The following is a 22,855-nucleotide window of genomic DNA, read 5'->3' on the forward strand; positions in this document are numbered from 1 at the left end:
ATTTTACTTCTTTTTATACTTCTAAATGTTTACACGTGTCACTGATAATCAAACATAGATTATCGAAAAATCTCGTTAAGTTTCTTACAATATCATCAGGTTAGCGGCGTGCGACAGTGAATGATTTTAGCAATATACTGTCGTTAAGTTTGCCGTTATTGTCGTACTAATGTATGAGTCAAAATAGGATATAGCTATTATGTGTGGAGTCATTGGAGTTGCAGCTCACGAACCAGTCAATCAGATTCTTTATGACGGTTTGACGATGCTACAGCATCGCGGGCAAGATGCAGCAGGTATTGTCACTTTGCAAGATGGGCGACTCTATCTACGTAAAGAAAATGGCATGGTACGTGACGTATTTATGAATCGTCATATGATGAAACTGGTTGGTAAGTTCGGTATCGGTCACGTTCGTTACCCGACAGCTGGTACTTCTAGCAGCGCTGAAGCTCAGCCATTTTATGTCAACTCGCCTTATGGTATTACCCTTGCGCATAATGGTAACTTGACCAATGCTGAGAGTTTGGCCAAATCTTTGTATATCGAAGATCGCCGCCATCTTAATACTGACTCAGATTCTGAAGTACTGTTAAACGTACTGGCACATGAGATGCAGAATCTAGGCAAAACGCATCCAACGGCTGATGATATCTTTGAAGCAGTAAAAGCCGTTTATAAACGCTGTGAAGGCGCTTATGGCGTTGTCGCTTTGATTACTGGTCATGGCTTACTTGCATTCCGTGATCCAAATGGTATCCGTCCACTTATCTTTGGTAAGCGTATGGCACCGAATGGCGGCACTGAGTATATGGTTGCTTCTGAATCAGTTGCATTGACAGGTTCTGGCTTTACTATCGTTCGTGATGTAAAACCAGGCGAAGCAATCTTTATTGATTTGAACCATAAGCTACATACGCATCAATGCGTAGAGCAAAAAGAATACACGCCTTGTATCTTTGAATATGTGTATTTTGCTCGTCCAGATTCTATTATGGACAATATCTCGGTGTACAAATCACGCCTACGTATGGGTGAAAAATTGGCTGACAAAATCCTTGCAGAGTGGGGTGATGATCATGATATCGACGTAGTTATTCCAATTCCAGACACGTCGCGTACTTCAGCGATGGAGCTGGCGCTAAAAATGAACGTCAAGTACCGTGAAGGGTTTATGAAAAACCGCTACATCGGTCGTACGTTTATTATGCCAGGTCAGCAGCAGCGTAAAAAATCAGTTCGCCAAAAGCTGAGCGCTGTGCCGCTAGAGTTCAAAGGCAAAAACGTGCTGTTGGTTGATGATTCTATCGTTCGTGGAACGACTTGTCATGAAATCATTCAAATGGCACGAGATGCTGGTGCTAACAAGGTATCTTTTGCCAGTGCTGCGCCACCAGTGAAATTTCCAAACGTATATGGCATTGATATGCCTGTACGTAGCGAGCTTATTGCTTCAGGCAATAGCGTTGAAGAAGTACGTGATATCATCGGCGCTGATCGTTTGATTTTCCAAGATTTGGATGATTTGATCGACGCAGTAAAAGATACCAAACACAGCCGAGTGGAAGGTTTTGATTGTGCGGTATTTAACGGCTGTTACATCACTGGTCAGATCAATGAAGCGTATCTTGATCACCTGCAAGAGCAGCGTAATGATACTGCCAAGACTGGTAAAAAAGGCGTACAAATAGTGGCTGATACCCCAGTTGATATGATGGGTGTGGAAGAGCTTTAAGCTAAACTAAAGTCATTGTTTTTAGCTAAAAAAAGCTAGATTCTAAATAGAATCTAGCTTTTTTATGTTTGAAATTTAGCTAAGAGTACTAACAATCGCATAAATGAAAGAAGTGATTTTAACCTAAGAAACTGTTAAATAACCAAAAGAGACCATTGATTGCTGCAATACCGACAACCATACTGACCAAAAGCTGACGGCTGATATGATAGATAAACAATACCAAAATAAGTGCGCCGATTTGTGCCATTAATAGATGTAATTCGGTATCGCTTAAAGTAACAGTTGTCGATACGTCTTGGTAGGAAAGGCTAGTCAAAATTAACAGTACCATCACTGATAATGGCAAGCTCTCATTTAATCGGTGTAGCCAAGGTGTGTCTAGTAGCTTTCTAGGTATCAGTGCGGGTAGCGCACGAGTGATAAAGGTCACTGCTGCCATGGCAAGCGTAGCAAAAATAAGATAACTACTGGTCATAAGAGTCTCCTGTCTGTTGACGCTCTATCCAAAACCCACGTACCAAGATCATAAACATGCAGATAGTGATGGCCACTAGTAGCAACCAGTCACTGGTAAATAGCGAAGCAATGATTAAGCCAAGCACGGCAATACCAATCGGGAAGTAGCGTTTGATACTTTGAAATTGCTCATAAGCGAGAATTGCAAACAGACAAACCAAAGCAAAATCTAAATTTGGCACCAAATCACTGAGCGTACTGCCAATCATTACGCCAACCGTACTCGCCAGTACCCACCAGCTTTGGTTGAAGAGACTGATAGGAAGTATAAGCGCTCGTCGCGACTCATTTGGTAAGCTGGTCATGATCGAAAAAGTCTCGTCGGTCAAAGCAAACAAACAATACGTCTTTGCCAGCTTATTTTTTGGTAAATACTGTAATAACGGCATACCGTAGAATACATGGCGTAGATTAATTGCGGCAATATTGGTGGCGATATTGCCAATCGGTAGGCCTGCGCTCAGCATTGGCAGACAAGCATACTGAGCTGCACCAGCATAGAGAATGATACTGAGCATAATCGTTGCCCATATCGGGATACCTGCTACCTGTGCGAGTACACCAAAGGCAATACCGGCAGGCAGATATCCCATAGCAACTGGCAAGCTTTTCTTAAAGCCCTCAGCCCATTGATAATGACTCTTATGTTGGTGGCTTAATTCATTTGAATGAGTATTCACATGACATCCTAAATTTTTCTTATGATATTTTTATAAATTTATCGATATAAAAATTATTGATTCAAACGGTATTACTATAAAATTAAAAAGCAAAAAACGAGCTTAATAAAAATGATCTATCGAAAATTGATAGAGCAAACATAGTATAAAATTAACTAAGCTTCAGGTTGTAGTTTCTCATAACTGCCAGTCTGATTAGCACGGTACAAAAACCCACCTAGAATGATTAGTCTTAATAATAATAGACACCACACGCTAAGCCAAATACCTGTCATATCCCATTGCTGATAGAGCAACCAGCTCAAAGGGAAGAAAATAGCAGCCAGTATCAGCGCCGCATTACGAATCACGCTACCAGCCGTCAAACCGAAAAATATCCCATCCAGCCAATAAGCACCAACACCAACCAGAGGCAATAATACGGCATATAAATGGTAGTCATAGGCGAGGGTAAACACCGACTCAATATTGGTCATAAATCCCAAATACGTAGGCATTGCAAGCCACCAAATAGCGCTTAACACGATAGCAAGGCCATAACTAACCACGCCTGTACGTTTGACGATAATACGAAACCGTGGCCAATCACGTCGTCCTGCAGCTTGTCCACTTAACGTTTCAGCAGAGACAGCGACGCCATCTAAAGCGAAGGCAGATATGCTTAATACTTGCAATAAAATAGCATTGGCAGCCAGTATGACATCACCGCTTTGGGCAGATAGTCGAGTAATCCAAGCAAAGCTTAGCGTTAAAATAAGGGTGCGCACGAAAATATCTTTGTTTAAAGAAAATAGCCTAAGCATTTTTTCTTTCGTAAAATACTGTCGATCTGCTTTAAATAATACAGACCACGATATTTTTAGATGTTGACGGCTCAACCACAGTGCCATCAATATTCCAAACCAAAATGCAATAGTCGTTCCCAGTGCGACACCAGCCAAGCCCATCTGCATTACAAATACAAAAAACAGAGTCAGTACGATATTAAGTACAGCAATAAAGCCCTGCTGATACAGCATATAACGGGTCTTACCTTGCCCTGCAAACCAACCAATAAATGCAAAATTCATCAGCTCCGCGATCACGCCCCAAAAGCGTATGTCTAAGTAGGTTTTCGCCGCGCGTCCACTCTCAGGATTGGCTGACAGGGCTTGTAAGCCAAAATCAATCAGCCATGGTTTTGCCAGTAGCAATATTGCTCCGATAGCAAACGCCAATAACAAAGCACGCTGTAAGATAGACAACAAAGGCGTAGGTGCTGATACGGCTGATGTATTGCTATTATTATTCGCCAGTTGTCCCAATGCCTGCGCAGCGAGTCCAGATGATGCATACTGCAAAAAGTTAAAGCTAACAAGCAATAGCGACAGCAGTTGTATGGCCAAACCCATACCAGCAAGTTTCGCCGTGTCATTCATATTGCCGACAATGGCCGTATCAATGACGCTTTGTAATGGCATGGCCAAATTGGCCAGTAGCACAGGCAGCGCAATCGCGACAATACGTATATAGCTTGTATCAATAGGTGGCATCGCGTGAGAAGTTGCGGAATTAGCTGACATGGGTAACTCTTTTATACGTGAACGATAAAGAGATATGTTCGTTAAATGATAATAAAATTATAAGGCAGTACATTTAGTATAAGAGACAAAACAGCTATAAAGACAAAAGCACCTAGACTCATTGTTCATGAGTCAGGTGCTCTTATTTAAACGTTGTAGCTGTACAATCAGTAGGTCTATAAAGACTGATGACACGCTATTTCAACGTATCAATCTATCTAATATACCTTACTAGACGTTGTCTTGCTCAAACATTTTTGGATCGTTGAAAGTAACGATTTCTTCTTCAAACTCTGGTTTTACTTTTACGATAAAGTCATCACGCGACAGACCCATGCGCAGCGGAATCGAACTGGCAATATAGGTCGATGAGTAAGTACCCGCAAGCAAACCAATGAATAGAGCTACTGAGAACCAGTATAACCCATCACCGCCCAAGAAGAGCATTGCCAATACAACTAATAGAACAGTTGAGATGGTCATAATCGTACGACGTAGCGTCTCGGTCAATGACAAATCAATCGTCTGTTCTGGCGTAATTCCACGAACACGGCGGAAGTTTTCACGGATACGGTCATAGACAACAATCGTATCGTTCAATGAATAACCAATCAATGCCAATACCGCAGCCAATACCGTCAGGTCGAACGGGAAGCCGAATAGCGCAAATACACCAATGGTTACGACAGCATCATGAAATAGTGACAGTACGGCACCTAAAGACAGTTTGAACTGGAAGCGTAGGGCAACATAGCCAAGCATACAAACCAGTGCCAATACCAATGCCATGACTGAGTTTAGATAAACTTCATTACCAACTTGGCTACCAATGATATTGACGTTGCTAATCGTAGCGGTGTTGCTAGGTAGTGCCAATGCTTGCGTCAGGTTTGCGCTTAGCCCATCGACGTTGTCAGACTGAGGGGGTAGACGTACCAATAGCTCTTCACGAGTACCTAGATACTGTACAACCGCATCATCGAAGCCATTGTCTGCTAGTGCTTGTACAACAGCAACTTGCTCAACAGGCTGCTCATAACGCACGTCTGCTGAAACACCACCAGTGAAATCGAGGCCTAAGTTCAGACCATTTACCGCGATAGCAATGATACTACCGATAACCATAAACAAAGATAATAGCGCCATTGGCTTTTCTATCTTCATAAATGGAATGATACGCTGGTTACCCACTGCTTTGATGCCACCTTCAGCGACAGCTGCGGCATCATCAGCGGCGTCACCTGATATTACGTCAGAATCAACAGCGGTAGACAGTACTTGACTGTCTTTGGCATTTTGACCTTTACCACCGCGACGACTAGAGCTTTTGCCTGACTTTGCGGTAGTAGGGTTATTGGTTTTAGTATTGCTACCTTTACCATCACGACGCGGTTTGTTACGGCGACGCGTACTTGCATTGGTCGTGTCACCGTTTGAGCCATTTCGATCAGGATTATTCTGCTGTTCTAAAGGGTTGTTATTATCGATCGCCATAATATTCTCCTAACCGATGCTCAGACTTTTGATGGATTTACGCTTACCATAAGCAATTTGTACCAGTGCACGTGTCACCAAAATTGCAGTGAATAGCGAGCTGACAATACCAATAGCTAGCGTAATCGCAAAGCCTTTAATCGGACCAGTACCAATCGCAAATAGGATAAACGCGACCAATAAGGTTGTAATGTTGGCATCAAAAATACTGCTAAATGCGCGATCGAAACCTGCCACGATGGCTGATTTTGGCCGGACACCATTGGCAATCTCTTCTCGTATTCGCTCAAAGATCAGCACGTTGGCATCAACTGCCATACCAATGGTCAAAACGATACCTGCGATACCAGGTAGGGTAAGTGATGAACCCAAAATCGACATAATCGCAATGATGATAATAACGTTAACGGCTAGCGCAACGTTGGCAATCACACCAAACAAGCGATAGAAGATAATCATAAACGCGAAGACTAATAGGTAGCCGACCTGCGTAGAGAACAATCCTTTATCAATGTTTTCTTGACCGAGTGATGGACCAATAGTGCGCTCTTCTACGAAGTACATCGGTGCAGCAAGTGCACCCGAGCGCAGCAATAGCGCAAGCTCAGCTGCTTCAGCACTACTATCTAGACCAGTAATACGGAATGATGAACCCAATACCGCTTGAATGTTAGCGCGGTTGATGACTTTGGTCTCAGCGTAAGGTGTGCGCACCTCAGTTGTCTCACCAGTCACTGGATCTTCTTCGTAAGTGATTCTTTGTTTGTTTTCAATGAACAATACAGCCATCTGTTGACCAACCGCTGTACGTGTGGCGTTCTGCATGAGCTTGCCGCCAGCACTGTCCAAGGTAATACTTACTTCAGGTAGACCGCTTTCATCCAAGCCAGTTTGCGCGTTGGTTACTTTGTCGCCTGTGACGATCGCTTGACGATCTAACAATACAGGAGGACCATCCAGTGTTTCGAATGGGAATGCTTCTGTGCCTGCTGGAGGTATGCCGCCAGTATAGGTGTCGGCGTCTTCTGCCACCATACGGAACTCAAGGTTTGCAGTACGACCAAGTACACGTTTCGCTTCAGCGGTATCTTGTACACCAGGTAGCTCAACGACGATACGGCTAGCGCCTTGCGACTGTACCAAAGCTTCGGTAACACCCAGCTCAGCAATACGGTTACGTAGAGTCGTCAAGTTCTGGTTGACCGCGTAGCTATTGATTTCGTCAAGTGTCGCATCGTTATACGATAAGACCAATGCAGGACCTTGATCATCAATAGAAGACTGCAAGTTGAACGTATTGCTCATCGAGCCTTGTAATACGTTTTGGGCACGGTTACGAGTATCAGTATCAGCAAAATGCAATACCACGCCGCGATCTTCGGTTTTGATACCTTTGATTGCTACTCGCTCAGCACGTAGCTCACGTCGCATATCACGACTGGCACTGGTCAAACGCTGTTCAAGCGCCTTGTCCATATCGACTTCGAGTACAAAGCGTACACCACCACGCAAATCGAGACCAAGCTTCATCGGTCTTGCACCGATATCACGTAGCCACTGCGGGGTCGTCTGTGCTAGGTTAAGGGCAACGACATAGTCTTCGCCCAAGTTTTGACGTAGCACTTCTTGCGCTTTTAGCTGATCGACTGGGTTGTTGAGGCGTACCAGCGCGCTGTTGCCCTCAAACGTACCATCGTGGTTATCTAGACCTGCCTCTTCGAGTAAGCTTTGAGACTCGGTCAAGATACCTTCAGATAGCTGAGTTCCTGCGGCTGCGCTCGTAATCTGCACAGCAGGTTCGTCAGGGTAAAGGTTGGGGGCAGCATATAGACCGGCAACGAGTAGCACGACGGCAATTAGTAAGTATTTCCAAGCGGGATATTGCATAATCACTTCTTTAAGTTGATAAACGACTGGCGACGTAGGCCACAAGTTAGCAGATGGGAAGTTAGCGATAGCAACGGTCGAGTGCTATGTTCAGCAGCCGTCATCATGCACCATTGCGATCATCCGCGATGATAGTAACGCATAAAACAGTAAAGCAAATAATACAGATGCCTGTTTATCCAGTCACCAAAAACCATATGGCTGACTTGGATAAAGATAGGACATCTAAACAGTAAGCCTAATTTATATAGCAATTTTACCTTACTGCGTTAATAGCGAAAAATGACCGTAAATCATATACGGTCATTTTTTAGTCATTACATTCATTAATGTGACGACTATCGAATGTTCACTAATAAATTTTCACTAATAAAAACCAGTGAACATTCTAATTAGACGCTTTCGATCGTGCCAGCAGGCAATACTGAAATAACAGAAGCACGTTGTACTTTCACGTCAGTATTGTTGTTTAGGCTAACAACGGCATAATCGCCTTCGATTGCTTTGATACGGCCCATTAAACCACCAGCGAAAATGATTTCACTACCAACGGTCAATGCGTTAACCATGGCACGGTGTTCTTTGGTACGCTTAGACTGCGGGCGAATGACCAAGAAGTAAAAAATCGCAAAAAACGCAACAGGCAGTAAAATCTGACCGAATAGACCTGCAGCACCTGCAGTCTCTGGCGCAGCATGGGCAGCTTGAATAAATAAGCTCATAATATCTCTCAGTAAGTCATAGACAATAATAAAATTAGACGCATAGTAACAAAAAATCCCAGACTTGGTAACTGTTAATCATAGGCTGAGCGTGTTTTTCTTAGCGTAAGGCATACTATCAGCCAACGGATAGGACAACAATGTTTTTACTATATTCAGATAACCCATATAAAGCCTCAGCTTAAATAGCTGTCATGAATTGGCTAGTAAAGATGTCGTCATACAACCGTTAATAATAGGGCAATAAAAGTCGTCAAAAAACAAAAACTTAAAAATGGTGACTTATTGTGAAATGGTATCATCAATGCTACTATCAAATGGCAATGATTGCCTGTATTTAGTATGCTATATATTGAACCAGATTACGGCTTATTGAAGCATAGTATGACTTTGAAATAGCGATTAAATCAGCTAAATCAGCTTTGAGTAACTATTTATACGATAGATAGATATCTTTTATTATTTTGTTAAAGATAATCTGAAAATCAATATAAATTGCTCATGACATTATCTTCCTTTTACTCTTTTTAGGTTACCTAACTTGTTCACCACTTTTATGTTTGTACCTCGTTTATGTCGTCCGCGCGCTCATCGTAAAGACGCATCTGCAGAACCTCCCCCGAGAATGACGACTAGTTCTCGATTTGGTTATACTTCTTTTTCGGCACTATCTGTATTAGCAATCTTTATGCTACCGCAGGCAGTGTGGGCAGCTGGTGCTGTATCAACATCTAGCGAGGCGGCGGCACCAACCGCGCTTAGCGTTTCTTTATTGATATTTTTTGTCTTACTCGCCATTGGTATCTCTTTCGTCTGTTCATTAGCAGAGTCTGTTTTGCTAAGCATGACGCCATCGTTTATTGCGGATGTGCAAGAAACCAGTCCTAAAAAAGCAGACATGCTTAGAAGCCTGAAAGTGGACAATATCGACCAGTCACTAGCTGCTATTCTAACGTTAAATACGGTTGCCCATACACTCGGCTCTATCGGGGCGGGTGCACAGGCTACGATCGTCTTTGGTAGTGCGTGGTTTGGTCTGTTTTCGGCCCTCATGACGCTTGCTATCTTATTCTTGTCTGAGATTATCCCAAAAACACTGGGTACAGTTTACTGGCGTCAACTAAGCAGTCTGGTTGCTTATTTCGTTCGTGGCATCATCATGCTGCTATACCCGTTAATCTGGTTCTCAGAGCGTCTGACGAAATTATTAGTACGCGGTAAAGAGCCGCAAACCTTTAGTCGCCGCGAGTTTGCTGCTCTTGCTAGTATCGGCGAAGAGTCAGGACAAATTGACCCACTAGAGTCGCGTATCATTCGTAACTTGCTCGCGTTTGGCGCGATTAAAGTCGAAGACATCATGACGCCGCGCTCGGTGATGCTCGCATTCGAAGAGAACAAAACCGTTGCTGAGCTATTGGTTGATCGTCCAAAGCTGACGTTTTCTCGCTTGCCAATCTATGATGGTGATTTGGATAACATTACAGGCTTTGTCCTAAAAACCGATATGCTGTTGGCTAAAGTTAACCATGCTATGCACAAGCCGTTGACGCAATTTCAGCGCGACATCACTTTTGTCTTCTCTAAGATGAAGCTGTTTGATTTGTTAGAGTTGATGCTAAAAAACCGTATTCATATTGCGATTACAGTCGGTGAATATGGTGAAGTTAAAGGGCTTGTCACGTTAGAAGATGTGTTTGAGACATTGTTGGGTCTTGAGATTGTCGATGAGATAGACCGCGTCGAAGACATGCAGGCCTTGGCTCGTCAGATGATGGACAGACGGGTAGAGCGTTTAGGAATGAAGCTCAGCGATGATGAGCAATATGAAGACAGTAATAACGAACCTAAATCCTAACGAAGCCTTAATGATGCCTTAATGAAGCCAAACTCTAACGTTAATAGCTTAACGATAAGTATTGACGGTTCTAAAGATTGATGGTTTAACAATGGTCAGCTCATTATGGACTGACTATCAAGCTAGAGCTACAAAGCATCTAACCGTTTGAGCTAGGATTTACAGCATAAAACCTTAAGAGTATTTGATTTGATAGCCTGTGTTTCTATTCGCAATAATTACACAGGGTGTCACATGGCTGTGAGAATTCGATGATAGGCTCGGCATATGATATGAGTATACTTATATAGATATATCTATACAGATACACTGCCAAAATAAATGATAAAAGAGCGTTAATCGTCAATATATGACACTAACGAAAAAAATATCGCTAAGGATTATCATGAAAAAATTATTGGGAAATAGGCTATTAGCTCTATTGATGAAAAGCGCCAGCATCACTGCAATCGTAGCAGTAGCCAGCACCATCAGTATCAATGCACAAGCGGCAACTATGACCGAAGATTTGGTACAGAACTATGCCGCCGCAATGAAAGCATCAGCGAATAGCCAGAGCATCAATCAGGTATCGCGCCTTGTGTCAGATGACGCGCTTATTTCTTTATCTAGAAAAGGTAAATCTACCAGTCTAGACAAAGATGCGTACTTAAAGCTGCTGCAAAACAGCTGGAATGACACATCTAATTATCGCTACGATATTTCGGTAGACAACGTGGTGATTACTGGTTCACAAGCCAAAGCCAATGTGACGACCAATGAGAGCTGGGTAAAAAACGGTCAGCAAGTATCATTTGTCACCACATCTCGTGTGACCTTGACCTTATCTACTGGTAATGCAGTGCTCTTGCGCGCAGTATCACAGGTGGCTATTAATTAAGTCGCCATTAATCAAGCAAGATTCAAAATACAATAGGTAATATAAACAATATCTGATTGAGCTAGCTGCAATTTCGACCTATAAAAAGTCTTAGTTGGCTAACACTAGTCATTACTTAGTTTTATAGGCTACTTGAGCGTCTATTATTATCTTTTATATTAGGCTAGTCTTTGCTTTACATTGCATACTATACTATCTATCAACTTTATCTTATTAATTTCTGTCGTTAGGAAACCTCCAATATCATGTCTACTGTGCTATCACACTCTCGCTCATTTATTGCGTTGCCATTGACGCTTGCGGTATCCACTTTACTGATTAGTGCGTGTAGCAATACATCAGCGGTAAAAAACAAAGGTGCGACCAATAGCTCATCTGTCATCACTAAAAGTCCTGCCAATCAAGGGGCTAATACAAGTAGTGCAGACTACTCAACTGCGTTTTTGGACGCAGAGAGTTTGGATGAGTTGGCTGACTTGTTAGAAGCCACTGACATGACCATGGTAGAAGGTAACCAACTTGCTATTCAGCAATATGGTGATTTGTGGAATCGTCTACGCGCAGGCTACCGCATGAATGGTGGTAAGCCAATCTATAATCAGCGTATTGAAGGTCAAAAAAGCTGGTTTACCAGTAGACAGGATTATCTAAATCGCCTAACTGCACGTGCCAGTCGTTATATCTATCATACGGTACGAGAGGCAGAGCGTCGCAATATCCCAACAGAACTTGCCTTGTTACCAGTTATCGAAAGCTCTTACGATCCAAGTGGTACGAGTAGTGCAGCAGCGGCGGGCTTATGGCAGTTTATTCCAAGTACGGGCCGTATCTATGGCTTGAATCAAAGCAGCACTTATGATGGTCGCCGTGATGTTATTGAGTCGACACGTGCTGCCTATGACTTTTTGACAGCATTGCACAACCAGTTTGGTAGTTGGGAGCTAGCATTGGCTGCTTATAACGCTGGACCTGGCCGTGTACAAAAAGCAATCGATGCCAACGCAGCGCGCGGACTACCAACAGACTATTGGTCACTCCAACTGCCGACTGAAACGATGAACTATGTGCCGCGTTTCTTAGCTGTAGCCGAAATCGTTGCTAAGCCTGAGCAGTATGGTGTGTATCTACCAGCTATCGCTAACCGTCAGCATTTCCGTAGTGTACCCGTTAACTATGGTGTGAGCTTGGCAGAAGTATCGCAGTTAACTGGCGTTAGCTATGATGAGCTAGAGCGTCTAAATACTGCACTGACCTCAGGCCGTGTTGACTCTTCAGGCCCGCAGCGTGTCATCATTCCAAACGACGTCAGCCTCAATGCCGATGCTAAATTAAGTGGGCTCAGAGGTAACGGTACAGGTAACGTGCTTGCATCAAATAACGCAGGTAGCTCAAGTACGACAGCGACTACGCCAAGCTATAATAACAAACCATATACTGCCTCATCTCTACCATCTACTGGTAGCGCATTGGCTGATTATGCGGCTAGCGCAAGTGTACCTCAGCAGACCACAAGCTATATCTCACCATCTGCGACACCAACTAGCAGCTCGGTATATAGCGGTAATTCCTCAGCTCGTACTGAGCCACCACTGACCACTGCAGAGACCAACAAAATCAACGCTGAGCTTAAGAGCAGTAACAGTCTACCGACTACCTCAGCTCAGATTACTCAGAACAATACAATTGTTCAAGAACCACCGCTTAGCAAAGAAGAGCGTGATTTTATTGCTAATCAAATCCGTAGAAATACATCTGAGACCAATGTTATCAATGCTGACGGCAACATCAATCTATCAGCCGTACAGACGCAGCAGTCTATCTTAGAAGCGAGTGGCGCAGAGAAAAAACTTAGCTTTGCTAAAACCTCGGTAAGTAAACCAAAACCACAAGGCACTCGTACCACTTATACGGTAAAACGTGGCGATACGCTCTCGAACATTGCGAGTCGAGCAGGGGTTAGCTGGCGTGATATCGCAGAATGGAACCAGATAGATGCCAGTGCCAATCTGCTCTCTGGCAGCACGCTATATCTATATGACGCCAAGACTATCGAGCCATTGAGTACTGCTAACAACGCAGCTGCTAGTCAGCCTGATAGTTATGTTGTACAAGGTGGTGACACGCTTATCGGTACGGCCAATCGTTTTGGCTTATCAGTTACTCAGCTAGCCAGCTACAATAATCTGAGCAGCCGTGCTGATCTGCTCAGAGGTCAAAAATTATGGCTCATACCGGGTAAAGTGACTGCCCCTGCGACGACACCTGCAGCGCCTTCTACCAAACCGAGTAAATCAAGCACTGCGACCAAAAACTATAAAGTAAAAGCAGGGGACGGATTAATTGCATTGGCACGTCAATTCAATGTGTCGACAGATACTTTAGCCAGTCTCAACGGTATCAACAGCACAAGTTCGCTATATGTTGGTCAGACACTTAAAGTGCCAGCCAGTGTTGATTTCTATGCTGCAAGTACGACAAGTGCTAGCAGTAGTAACAGCTCAAGTTCGGTCGCGACCACCAATTACAAAGTAAAATCAGGTGATACGCTGATTGGTATTGCGAATAGCATCGGAGTGAGTGCAACAGAACTTGCTGCGGTAAACAGCAACTTTGATGCAAAAGCTCGCTTGCAACGTGGTCAAACGATTAAAGTACCTGCTACTAAAGAATTGGTCGATCGTCAGTTGAATGACAAAGCGGTCAGCTACAAAGTAAAATCAGGTGATACGCTAACGGGTGTCGCCAAACGTTACAATATTGGCTTAAGTGATTTGGCATCAGCAAATAACTTAAATACCAACTCGAATCTGATACTGGGCCGTACTATCACTATTCCTGCTAGCGGCAGTGTAGCAAGTGCATCTAGTAGCAGCCAAAGCAACAGCTCTGCTAGTAGCAGTAGTAGTAGCTCAACAAGCAGTGGTACGAAATTAGGTAACACTGAAAGCTACAAAGTAAAATCTGGCGATGGCCTAATTGCTCTAGCACGTCAGTTTGGCATATCGGTAGAGGATTTGGCAGCGACCAATGATCTAGCGACTAATGCTCAGCTACAACGCGGCCAAACGCTTAAAGTACCAAAAGCGACAGTAAGCTATACGGTTGGTTCGGGTGATAGCTTGATTGGTCTAGCACGTAAATATGGCGTATCGACGCAAGAGCTGGCTGATATGAACAATATCGCTGCTGATACGATGTTGCAACGTGGTCAGCGTCTGACTGTACCTAATCGTTAATGAATAAGATATTAATGGATACCGTTTACATAAGACGTCGTTAATATTAACTATGAATCGTATCGCACAAAAAAAGCTGCTCTTTATAAGAGCAGCTTTTTTTATTTAATAAGAATGACTTACTGTTAGAAATAAACTTGCGAACCGTCTAGTAATAGTTACAAACTAGACCGTCTGAGTTTTAATAGTCTCAAGATAGCTTCTGATATTACTGACATAATGCATGGCTTGACCATAGCGGCTATTCGACGCTCTATTATCTGCTAAATAAGCATAGACGTTCGCCCAACTCTTATCATCGATACCTTGAGCTCGTAGTTCGCGCTGGATTCTTTTTACCGCATTGGGACCCATGTTATAACCTGCAAGGGCAAACCAGATACGGTCAGTTTTTGGCACATCAGAGAAGTCTGCTTTCACTTGCTCTAGATAGCGTGCACCGCCGCCAATACTTTGGTAAGGATCGACACGGTCTGAGACGCCCATCGCTTTTGCAGTGTTATTGGTCAGCATCATTAACCCGCGTACGCCCGTCGGCGAGACAGCGTTGGCATCAAGGTGTGACTCTTGATAACCCATCGCGACCAATAGTTCCCAATCATGATTATAATTACGTGCTTGCTCTTCAAACGAAGACTGATAGTCCGGTAATTTTTCCGTCAACGTTCTCTGGAAATGATCCTGACTATAGGCATCTTTGAGCAAGTTTTGATTGTAGAACGCGGCAAGTTTTTGTGTGTTTTTTAGCTTGATGCTATCGCACAAAAAGTAACTGGCCTTTCTTGATAGTGGATCATTGGATGAGCTAAATGTCCAACTTACCTTAGGATGTAGTCCGTTCTTAGTCAGACTAGAATCATAACCACAGCTGACATTGATAGACGATAGGTTCAGCTGGCTTTTTAGCTTGGTGCTAGCCGTAGTCAACGCCATGTCAGCGTTGCCAGTTCTTAGTGCTTTTAGTGCCGCTTCTTCACTGGCATAGGCTTTTAGATTGATATCGACACCGAGCTCGTCAGCATAAGTGCGCACCAGATCAAACCCAAAACCATGTTGGAAGCCATCGGTAGCAAAGTAAGTGCTATCGCCTGGTACCGCAGCAATGGTCAAGGTGTTTTCCAGCATGACATTGTCATAGGCTGGTACCGATGTGTTCATGGTCGTCAAACTCTCAGCGGGCAACGAGAGTAGAGCGATACTAGAGATTTGTGCCAGCTTCTTGGTTCTGGCAAAACGATTAGACGCAATAGGGGTAACGGATGAAACGATGTTACTTTTGGTGTTCAGTAGGCGTTTAGATGGACGCAGTAAATAAGAAATACGGCGTCTGGCCCCTTGCGCAGATACTTTTACACGATAAGTAATACGCTGCATGGATGTCTCCTGATTTTAGCCATCCTTCTTACCGCAAAAACACGTATAAACATATGTGCATAATATTGACATATATCGATATCGTGTCTTAAATAGAGTGGCATTTTTAATAGGATAAATGCCGCTCTATCTTGTTTGACTATAGCGCCACTAGCGTACTCTCTCTCTAAGAGTTAGTGGGATAGTTTGTCGTCAGCCAGCTATCGATATGTCATAAAAACGTTCTAAACCGTATTTATAAGTACTGGTTTAAAATACTGAACGCACAACAACGCGAAGGATATAAATCAGATGATTCCTTCATCGATAACTAAATATGGCTAGTGGCCAAACAACTATATATCAAACATAGGTAAGGTCATGATTAAGTTATTGAGACAAAAACATAGCTTGAAACATTGATGTAAGGTTTTGCCAATGAGGCAAATACATTCATCTGTTTTAACTATGCTAACTTTGATGGCTGGCTATACTTTGAATCACTAATATTAAGTTACTAGTAATAGAATAGCTGGCTACTAAAGTTGTTTGTCCAGCAATGAGGGTAAGCAAAATAACCAGAATTGATAGTTTATAGCGGTCTATCAAACTAACTAGGTCATACCGTCATCGCGACACCAAAAATAAAAAAATACCATGCTGCTAACATACATAGTGCAAACATAGTATTTCAATGGGTAGCGGTTTAAAATCTTATCGCTGATATAGCATGATAAAGTTTTAAACAACTACCAGCATTATTTTGGTGCCATAACCGGAAGCTGTAATAATGGGAAGTTTCATGACAAAACGTTCTTTCTTACGGGTAGTAATATGCGGTTACTAATTGCATTATTCAAGTAGAGTTAAGAAAAAAGCGATAAAACTTAACAATTGAGATATAAACGGTTAATTTTCCAGATATTTGGTACGTAATAATCAAAAATAGAATAACAAAGTTTAAATAGTAGTCAAACTGGACTTTATGCTTATGGTTTGACTATAGCTGTTAGCAAGTCTAGTTTGGCTGTCGAACTATCATTTTCTCTATAAATGACAACCGTTTAAAATGGCTTTTTAAGTGGCTGCGTTATGCTGGGTTTTCGATATCAATAAAAGTAACTGGCAGGCCAAATTTTTGAGCGACTATCTCTCCTAACGCCTGAATACCGCCACGCTCCGTTGCATGATGACCACAAGCAAAATAGTCAATCCCAAGCTCACGCGCGCTATGCGTGGTACGTTCAGATATCTCTCCTGAGATAAACGCATCACAGCCCATAGTAGCTGCTTGCTCAATCATATCCTGCGCACCGCCTGTACATATACCCACACGTTCGATCAGCCTGCCATTTGTCTGAGCAGCTGAGTCTGCATGATACTCAGCTGAAATATGTAATGGCGCGCGACCTAAAGCTTGAGTAATGGTGGCAATGAGATCGTCAGCAGTTTGCGGTGTGCAAGTAGCGATATTGCCTACAGGATGTGACTCGGTAGGATAGAGCGCACCGTTGATCGTCATGCCGAGCATGTCAGCAAGTTTTGCGTTATTGCCAGAGATTGGGTGTGCATCAAGCGGTAGATGATAGCCAATCATAGAGATACCATGTTGCATCAGCTTGCGCACGCGTCGACCTTTCATCCCAGTGAGCGTAGCAGGTTCACCTTTCCAGAAGTATCCATGATGCACCATAATTGCATCGGCATTGTCAGCGATGGCAGCATCTATCAAGGCTTCACAAGCCGTGACACCAGTGACGATACGTTGAATCGGGCGTCCACCATCGACCTGCAGACCATTTGGTGCATAGTCTTTAAACGCATTGGTAGATAAGTAGTCGTCACAGAACTGTGTCAACGCCTGAGCGCTAATGCTTTGAGTGTTTAATTCAGCTGTCGTATGATTTGCAGTCATTATGTTTTCCTGTCATCAATAAAGTGTATGTCGTAAGGTGCTATAGATTAACTAAGCAAAGATTATGTATTATCTATCATGTTGGAGAGTGTTTGGTTTTGGGCTTCTAGCTTTACGTTCAATTCTCGAAATGCTTAAGTGTTGAATATCGTAAAAGCTATTTTAACATGCCGTTGTAAGCAAGCAGACAAGCTGGATAACTGAAATGGTACACGATACGTTACTATTTACTGGTATTGCGGTTATAATTTATACACGTGAGTCTGCCTAGCTGTATAGCATTTGACCATTCAATTGATGGGTCAAGACTAGCTAAGCGGTCGCTATTATCTCACATCGTTTTTCACTGTCTGTTTGCAATAAATTTATAGAGGTTTTATATGTCGTCATCCCGGAACACCAATAACAAGGCGTCTTTATTAAAATGGTTACCTTGGGTCTTATTGCTGCTAGTGTTGGCAGCGTTTATCTGGTTGTTCACGAGTATGAAGTCGACGTCGGAGGCCACATGGGAGCCGCCGAGAACCCCGCCTGCTGAGCAGCAAGCAGCAGAACCAGTGTCGGACACGCCAGCGCCTATCTCTTCTTATCATAATGCAGTGGCGCGCGCGTCGCAGTCTGTAGTCAATATCTATACGACGCAAACGATGACCGAGCATCCTTATATGGATGACCCTGTACTGCGCCGGTTTTTTGAATATCATGGTGGCCCATCACAAGAGCAGGGCAATACCAACTTAGGCTCTGGTGTGATCGTATCAGAAGATGGCTATATCGTGACTAATGCCCATGTGATCGAAAAGGCCGATGAGATCACAGTCGCGTTCAATGATGGTCGTAAGAGTCGTGCCAGAATCATCGGTACAGATCCTGATAGTGATCTAGCCGTGATCAAGGTCGATATGACAGGGCTGACACCACTCGGATTCCGCGAAGATCCGATTCGTGTGGGTGATTTGGCGCTAGCGATTGGTAATCCATTCGGTGTGGGTCAGACAGTGACGCAGGGGATTATCTCAGCGACTGGTCGTACTGGACTGGGCGTCAATAAGTTTGAAGACTTTATCCAAACCGATGCGGCAATCAATCCTGGTAACTCAGGCGGCGCACTAGTCGATGCTCATGGCGAGCTAGTTGGTATCAACACCGTCATATTCTCGCGCTCTGGTGGCTCGATGGGTATTGGCTTTGCGATTCCAACGGCACTGGTTGAGCAAGTGATGAATGCTTTGATTAAAGACGGCCGTGTCAGTCGTGGTTGGTTAGGTATCGAGATTCAGTCACAGCTACGTGACCCAACGCAGTTAGAGACATCAACAGGCGTAGAAGTACTAAACGTCATTGATAACAGTCCAGCGGCAAAAAGCGGTCTACGTGTCGGTGATATCGTCCTAACCATCGATGATGTTGAGATGACAGATGCCAATACCTTGATTCAGTATGTTGCTCGTAAGCCACCAAACACTGAACTGGATGCGCAGATATTGCGTCAAGGTAAAAACGCCCAAGTAAAAATCACGCTAGAAGAGCGTCCAGCACAAGAGCCACTTGAGCGTCCTGTCGTACTACAAAATGAGAGCCTGGGCGGAATGGAGCAGCCAAACATCCAAGGTGATGAAGAAACGCCAATGATGTCAAAGGCAGAGCGTGATCGTATGCGCGAAGAGCTGATGAAACTGTTTGAACAAGATGCCGCGTCGCAGTAAGTCGTCGTAGGTTATTCTTACCACTATGTGCTGGCTCATAATGTATATATGAGTCAGCACATTTATTTAGCTGATAGCATAAAAAAGCGCGCTCCTTTAGATAAGGAGCGCGCTTTTTGTTGGAGCTGATTTTTCTGAACTCAAAGATTAGCTTTGTTTACTGATAACCCTTTTTGCTTATAGCCACTATTGCTTATAACTCTGCTATAACTTTTCAATCGGGTCATGATTGATGTAGATGACACCTTGCACACGGCAACAGCAAGGCAGGATTTCATCTTCTTCAATCATCGCCAGTGGGTCAAATGGATAATCAACTGTATGCGAACTAGCAATACGTTTGACTCGGCAACTACCACAGTAGCCTTCGCGGCATTGATAGTTTACATCGTGTCCGGTGCGTAGCAGTCCATCTAGCAGACTCTCGTCATCATGTAGATAGAACTGCTTTTTACTGGTCATTACCCAAGTCATCGTTAATCCTATTGGGATATGTCTGTGCTATTGCTATCCCTACTATTAACCCATAAGACGATTACAGCGGTAGAAATTTTATAGCTTCAAATCTCTACCGCTCAAGCCTTTATAATTCTAAGCTTTTATAATTTAAAGCCTTTATAGCTCAAAGCTCTTATAACTCAGCTCTTATAATTCAGCTTTTTACAGTTCAAAATCATCAAAATCACTGTCTGATAAGTCAGAGTCAATCTGACCAACCAAGTACGAGCTAATCTCAGTCTCTTGCGGTGCTACTTGCACATTGTCAGACGACAACCACGTGTTGATCCACGGGATTGGGTTTGATTTTGAGTTCGGGAACGCCGCTGGCAAGCCGACGGTTTCCATACGCAAGTTGGTAATGTACTCGATGTACTGGCAAAGGATGTCTTTGTTTAGACCAATCATCGAGCCATCTTTGAACAGATAGCCTGCCCATTCTTTTTCTTGCTCAGCAGCTTTACGGAAAATCTCGATGCTTTCTTCATAGCACTCTGCGGCAATCTCAACCATTTCAGGATCGTCACGACCATTGCGCATAAGGTTCAGCATGTGCTGCGTACCCGTCAAATGCAGCGCTTCATCACGAGCGATCAGCTTGATGATTTTAGCATTGCCTTCCATCAACTTGCGCTCAGCGAAGGCAAACGAGCAAGCAAACGACACATAGAAACGAATGGCTTCTAGGACATTGACCGCCATGATGCATAGGTACATTTGTTTCTTCAATGATCTTAAATCAACCGTGACTTGCTCGCCATTGATATTGTGCGTACCTGGACCGTACAAGCTATATAGCTGCGAGTTGCGGTACAGCTCATCATAATACTGGGCGATATCAGAGGCACGACCTAAGATGTGCTCGTTTTGCATGATGTCATCAAAGATAATATTTGGATCATTGACGATATTACGAATGATATGCGTATAGCTGCGTGAGTGAATGGTCTCAGAGAATGACCATGTCTCAATCCAGGTCTCAAGCTCAGGGATAGACACCAGCGGCAGTAACACCACGTTTGGGCTACGACCTTGGATAGAGTCGAGTAGGGTCTGGTACTTGAGGTTACTCAAAAATATGTGCTGCTCATGCGAGGACAGATTGCTAAAGTCGATACGGTCGCGTGACACATCGACTTCTTCTGGACGCCAAAAGAACGACAGCTGCTTTTCAATCAATTGCTCAAAGATCGGGTGCTTTTGTTGGTCATAGCGCGCCACGTTGACGGGCTGACCAAAGAACATCGGCTCTTTTAGCGCATTGTTTGGCGTTTGAGAAAAAATCGAGTAAGTCATGGGACTGCCTTTATAATTGATACGGTTATTAATCTATATGGGTTTGACTGGTTTTGATTTGATGTTATGACACGTTTTTGGATTATAGCGTTTTAGCTTAGAGGTTCTCTAGTGATATCTGTGATGACTCTTGCCCATCGTTCATATAGGCTTTGAATATCTCGCTCAGTTCACTATCATCAAGCGCTTCTAGTTCATCAAGCGCGCTTTTGCGTAGGGTACTCACATCAGATTCTTCCGCTGCTGTTTTTAAGTCTTTTTTAGCCAATCTCGATACTGGCTTTTTGGCTGCTTTTGCCACGCTTTTTTTGGCGATAGTTGTCTTTGGTGCTTCATCCACACCTAACTGCTGACGCACCTCTGCAATATCAACCTCGACTTGTACGATATGCGAGCCACCATCGTTTAGGTCTGAAAATACGTTTGGGATAAACAAACCACCGTCTTTGATGATTGCGGTATATTGCACATGACCTCCATCGTTTTAATTCTATCTGTATGTTTTCATTATAACAGTAGCCAATCCCGCCTACCGCTTGTATCCGCCTAGTCATCGTCGTCAGCAGGATAGTTGCTACAGAATTTGCGAAAATGCAAATTCTCTTGCGCTCGGACGAAGCAGTGCTTCGTTATTTCCTCGCTCAGGGCTAAAAAGCCTTGCTAGGGCGTCTTTCTTTTTTCTTAACGACTCTTCTGATTGGGCGCACCCTACAAAATATCCGCTTCCTATGCATTTGAGTAGGTTGGTGTAGAGGTACGAGACCCGACAAAGACTCAAACCGTTGGGTTTCCTTCGTCAACCCAACCTACGTGCTTTCTTTTTTATTAACGACTCTTCCGCTTGGATGTAATTTGCAGGGTGTGCCTTGCGCACCTTTAAACTCAATATTAGATTAACTTTTAAGATTCATGGGAACTGCTCTTTCTCCATCTAACACTTCTACTAATCCTTTACGGAGTTTGTATAAATCTAATTCCAGATCGTCATGACCTAAAGGTCTATAACAATTTCTTTTCAATTGAACTTCATCAAAATCGTAGCCAAGATACTTAGCCATTGCATATAACAAAGCTGTAAATAAATCATCAACTTTTTCATTCCAAATATCTGGGTTATCATACGGAGACTTATTATTTAAATGGCCATTATACAATTTCCATGCATTTGTAATTTTTTTCTCACCTTCAGACTGCTTACGTTTTCCAAAAAACATTTTTCCATAGAATTCAATATCAATCATATTTAATGCGCTGACATGTTCTGTAGTTAAACGTGCAGCACGAGTTGACATTAGTGTATAGAAAATACTAAGTTTTCTATTTCGGTGTTCATTCCGATATTCAATAAATTTTTGAATTTGTACTGCAAGAATAGGTCCAAGAAAAATAGCCGAAATAGTGATTACATCTGTAGCATCCATAAATAATACCTAACTAGATGAAAGCTGTTTTGCTTAATGTAAATTAGTTTCACAAAACGAGACTCAAAAGGTTGTTTTTATGAATTTTTGAGTCTC

Annotated in this window: 17 protein-coding genes; 5 read left to right on the forward strand and 12 right to left on the reverse strand. The window is 43.2% G+C overall.

All coding sequences use genetic code 11. The features are described from left to right. The first annotated feature begins 199 nt into the window (after positions 1–199). Positions 200–1,735, forward strand: a complete 1,536-nt coding sequence (purF, locus tag AK824_RS05490) for an amidophosphoribosyltransferase (RefSeq protein WP_057759518.1) — start codon at positions 200–202, stop codon at positions 1,733–1,735. A 118-nt stretch (positions 1,736–1,853) separates the two neighbouring features. On the opposite strand, the gene AK824_RS05495 is transcribed toward purF, so the two are convergent. The 6 genes from AK824_RS05495 to yajC all read right to left on the reverse strand — a co-directional run bounded on the left by AK824_RS05495 (position 1,854) and on the right by yajC (position 8,599). Continuing rightward, complete coding sequence (locus tag AK824_RS05495; protein WP_057759519.1) at positions 1,854–2,213, reverse strand: AzlD domain-containing protein; 360 nt, start codon at positions 2,211–2,213, stop codon at positions 1,854–1,856. Then, on the reverse strand, positions 2,203–2,934 hold the full coding sequence (locus AK824_RS05500; protein ID WP_057759521.1) for an AzlC family ABC transporter permease: 732 nt from the start codon (positions 2,932–2,934) through the stop codon (positions 2,203–2,205). Before AK824_RS05500 ends, AK824_RS05495 begins: the two co-directional genes overlap by 11 nt. 155 nt (positions 2,935–3,089) lie before the next feature. Continuing rightward, entirely contained in the window at positions 3,090–4,496 is a 1,407-nt protein-coding gene (locus tag AK824_RS05505) for an MATE family efflux transporter (protein ID WP_057759523.1), read from the reverse strand. A 231-nt stretch (positions 4,497–4,727) separates the two neighbouring features. Then, positions 4,728–5,990: a protein translocase subunit SecF gene (gene secF, locus AK824_RS05510; protein WP_057759525.1), complete on the reverse strand. Its 1,263-nt coding sequence runs from the start codon at positions 5,988–5,990 to the stop codon at positions 4,728–4,730. 9 nt (positions 5,991–5,999) lie between these two features. Next, on the reverse strand, positions 6,000–7,877 hold the full coding sequence (gene secD / locus AK824_RS05515; protein ID WP_057759527.1) for a protein translocase subunit SecD: 1,878 nt from the start codon (positions 7,875–7,877) through the stop codon (positions 6,000–6,002). Between the two features lie 392 nt (positions 7,878–8,269). Then, the gene (gene yajC, locus AK824_RS05520) at positions 8,270–8,599 is read right to left on the reverse strand and encodes a preprotein translocase subunit YajC (RefSeq protein ID WP_057759529.1); all 330 of its coding nucleotides are present in this window, start codon (positions 8,597–8,599) and stop codon (positions 8,270–8,272) included. Positions 8,600–9,155: 556 nt separating this feature from the next. On the opposite strand from yajC, the gene AK824_RS05530 reads away from it, so the two are divergent. From AK824_RS05530 to AK824_RS05540, 3 genes are all read left to right on the forward strand, one after another. Beyond that, positions 9,156–10,454 carry a CNNM domain-containing protein gene (locus tag AK824_RS05530; protein WP_082624580.1) on the forward strand — a complete coding sequence of 433 codons (1,299 nt, stop codon included), beginning with the start codon at positions 9,156–9,158 and terminating at the stop codon, positions 10,452–10,454. Between the two features lie 385 nt (positions 10,455–10,839). After that, positions 10,840–11,334: a hypothetical protein gene (locus AK824_RS05535; RefSeq protein WP_057759533.1), complete on the forward strand. Its 495-nt coding sequence runs from the start codon at positions 10,840–10,842 to the stop codon at positions 11,332–11,334. A gap of 245 nt (positions 11,335–11,579) precedes the next feature. Then, a complete protein-coding gene (locus tag AK824_RS05540; RefSeq protein ID WP_057759535.1) occupies positions 11,580–14,570 on the forward strand; it encodes a LysM peptidoglycan-binding domain-containing protein in 2,991 nt (996 codons plus the stop codon). A 165-nt stretch (positions 14,571–14,735) separates the two neighbouring features. Here AK824_RS05540 and AK824_RS05545 read toward each other — a convergent pair whose 3' ends face one another. Further along, positions 14,736–15,944: a transglycosylase SLT domain-containing protein gene (locus AK824_RS05545; RefSeq protein ID WP_057759537.1), complete on the reverse strand. Its 1,209-nt coding sequence runs from the start codon at positions 15,942–15,944 to the stop codon at positions 14,736–14,738. A gap of 1,069 nt (positions 15,945–17,013) precedes the next feature. After that, positions 17,014–17,838, reverse strand: a complete 825-nt coding sequence (locus AK824_RS05550) for a Nif3-like dinuclear metal center hexameric protein (RefSeq protein WP_057759539.1) — start codon at positions 17,836–17,838, stop codon at positions 17,014–17,016. A 380-nt stretch (positions 17,839–18,218) separates the two neighbouring features. On the opposite strand from AK824_RS05550, the gene AK824_RS05555 reads away from it, so the two are divergent. Next, a complete protein-coding gene (locus AK824_RS05555; RefSeq protein WP_057759541.1) occupies positions 18,219–19,544 on the forward strand; it encodes a S1C family serine protease in 1,326 nt (441 codons plus the stop codon). Between the two features lie 204 nt (positions 19,545–19,748). Here the strand turns inward: AK824_RS05555 and yfaE are convergent, their stop codons facing one another. The 4 genes from yfaE to AK824_RS05575 all read right to left on the reverse strand — a co-directional run bounded on the left by yfaE (position 19,749) and on the right by AK824_RS05575 (position 22,759). Further along, entirely contained in the window at positions 19,749–20,018 is a 270-nt protein-coding gene (gene yfaE / locus AK824_RS05560) for a class I ribonucleotide reductase maintenance protein YfaE (RefSeq protein ID WP_057759542.1), read from the reverse strand. 186 nt (positions 20,019–20,204) lie between these two features. After that, complete coding sequence (nrdB, locus tag AK824_RS05565; protein ID WP_057759544.1) at positions 20,205–21,338, reverse strand: class Ia ribonucleoside-diphosphate reductase subunit beta; 1,134 nt, start codon at positions 21,336–21,338, stop codon at positions 20,205–20,207. Positions 21,339–21,435: 97 nt separating this feature from the next. After that, the gene (locus AK824_RS05570) at positions 21,436–21,807 is read right to left on the reverse strand and encodes a hypothetical protein (RefSeq protein ID WP_057759546.1); all 372 of its coding nucleotides are present in this window, start codon (positions 21,805–21,807) and stop codon (positions 21,436–21,438) included. A 424-nt stretch (positions 21,808–22,231) separates the two neighbouring features. Continuing rightward, complete coding sequence (locus AK824_RS05575) at positions 22,232–22,759, reverse strand: DUF6680 family protein (protein ID WP_057759548.1); 528 nt, start codon at positions 22,757–22,759, stop codon at positions 22,232–22,234. Between the last annotated feature and the right edge of the window lie 96 nt (positions 22,760–22,855).

It is taken from the genome of Psychrobacter sp. P11G3 (assembly GCF_001435845.1).
In the GTDB taxonomy this organism is placed as follows: Bacteria; Pseudomonadota; Gammaproteobacteria; order Pseudomonadales; family Moraxellaceae; genus Psychrobacter.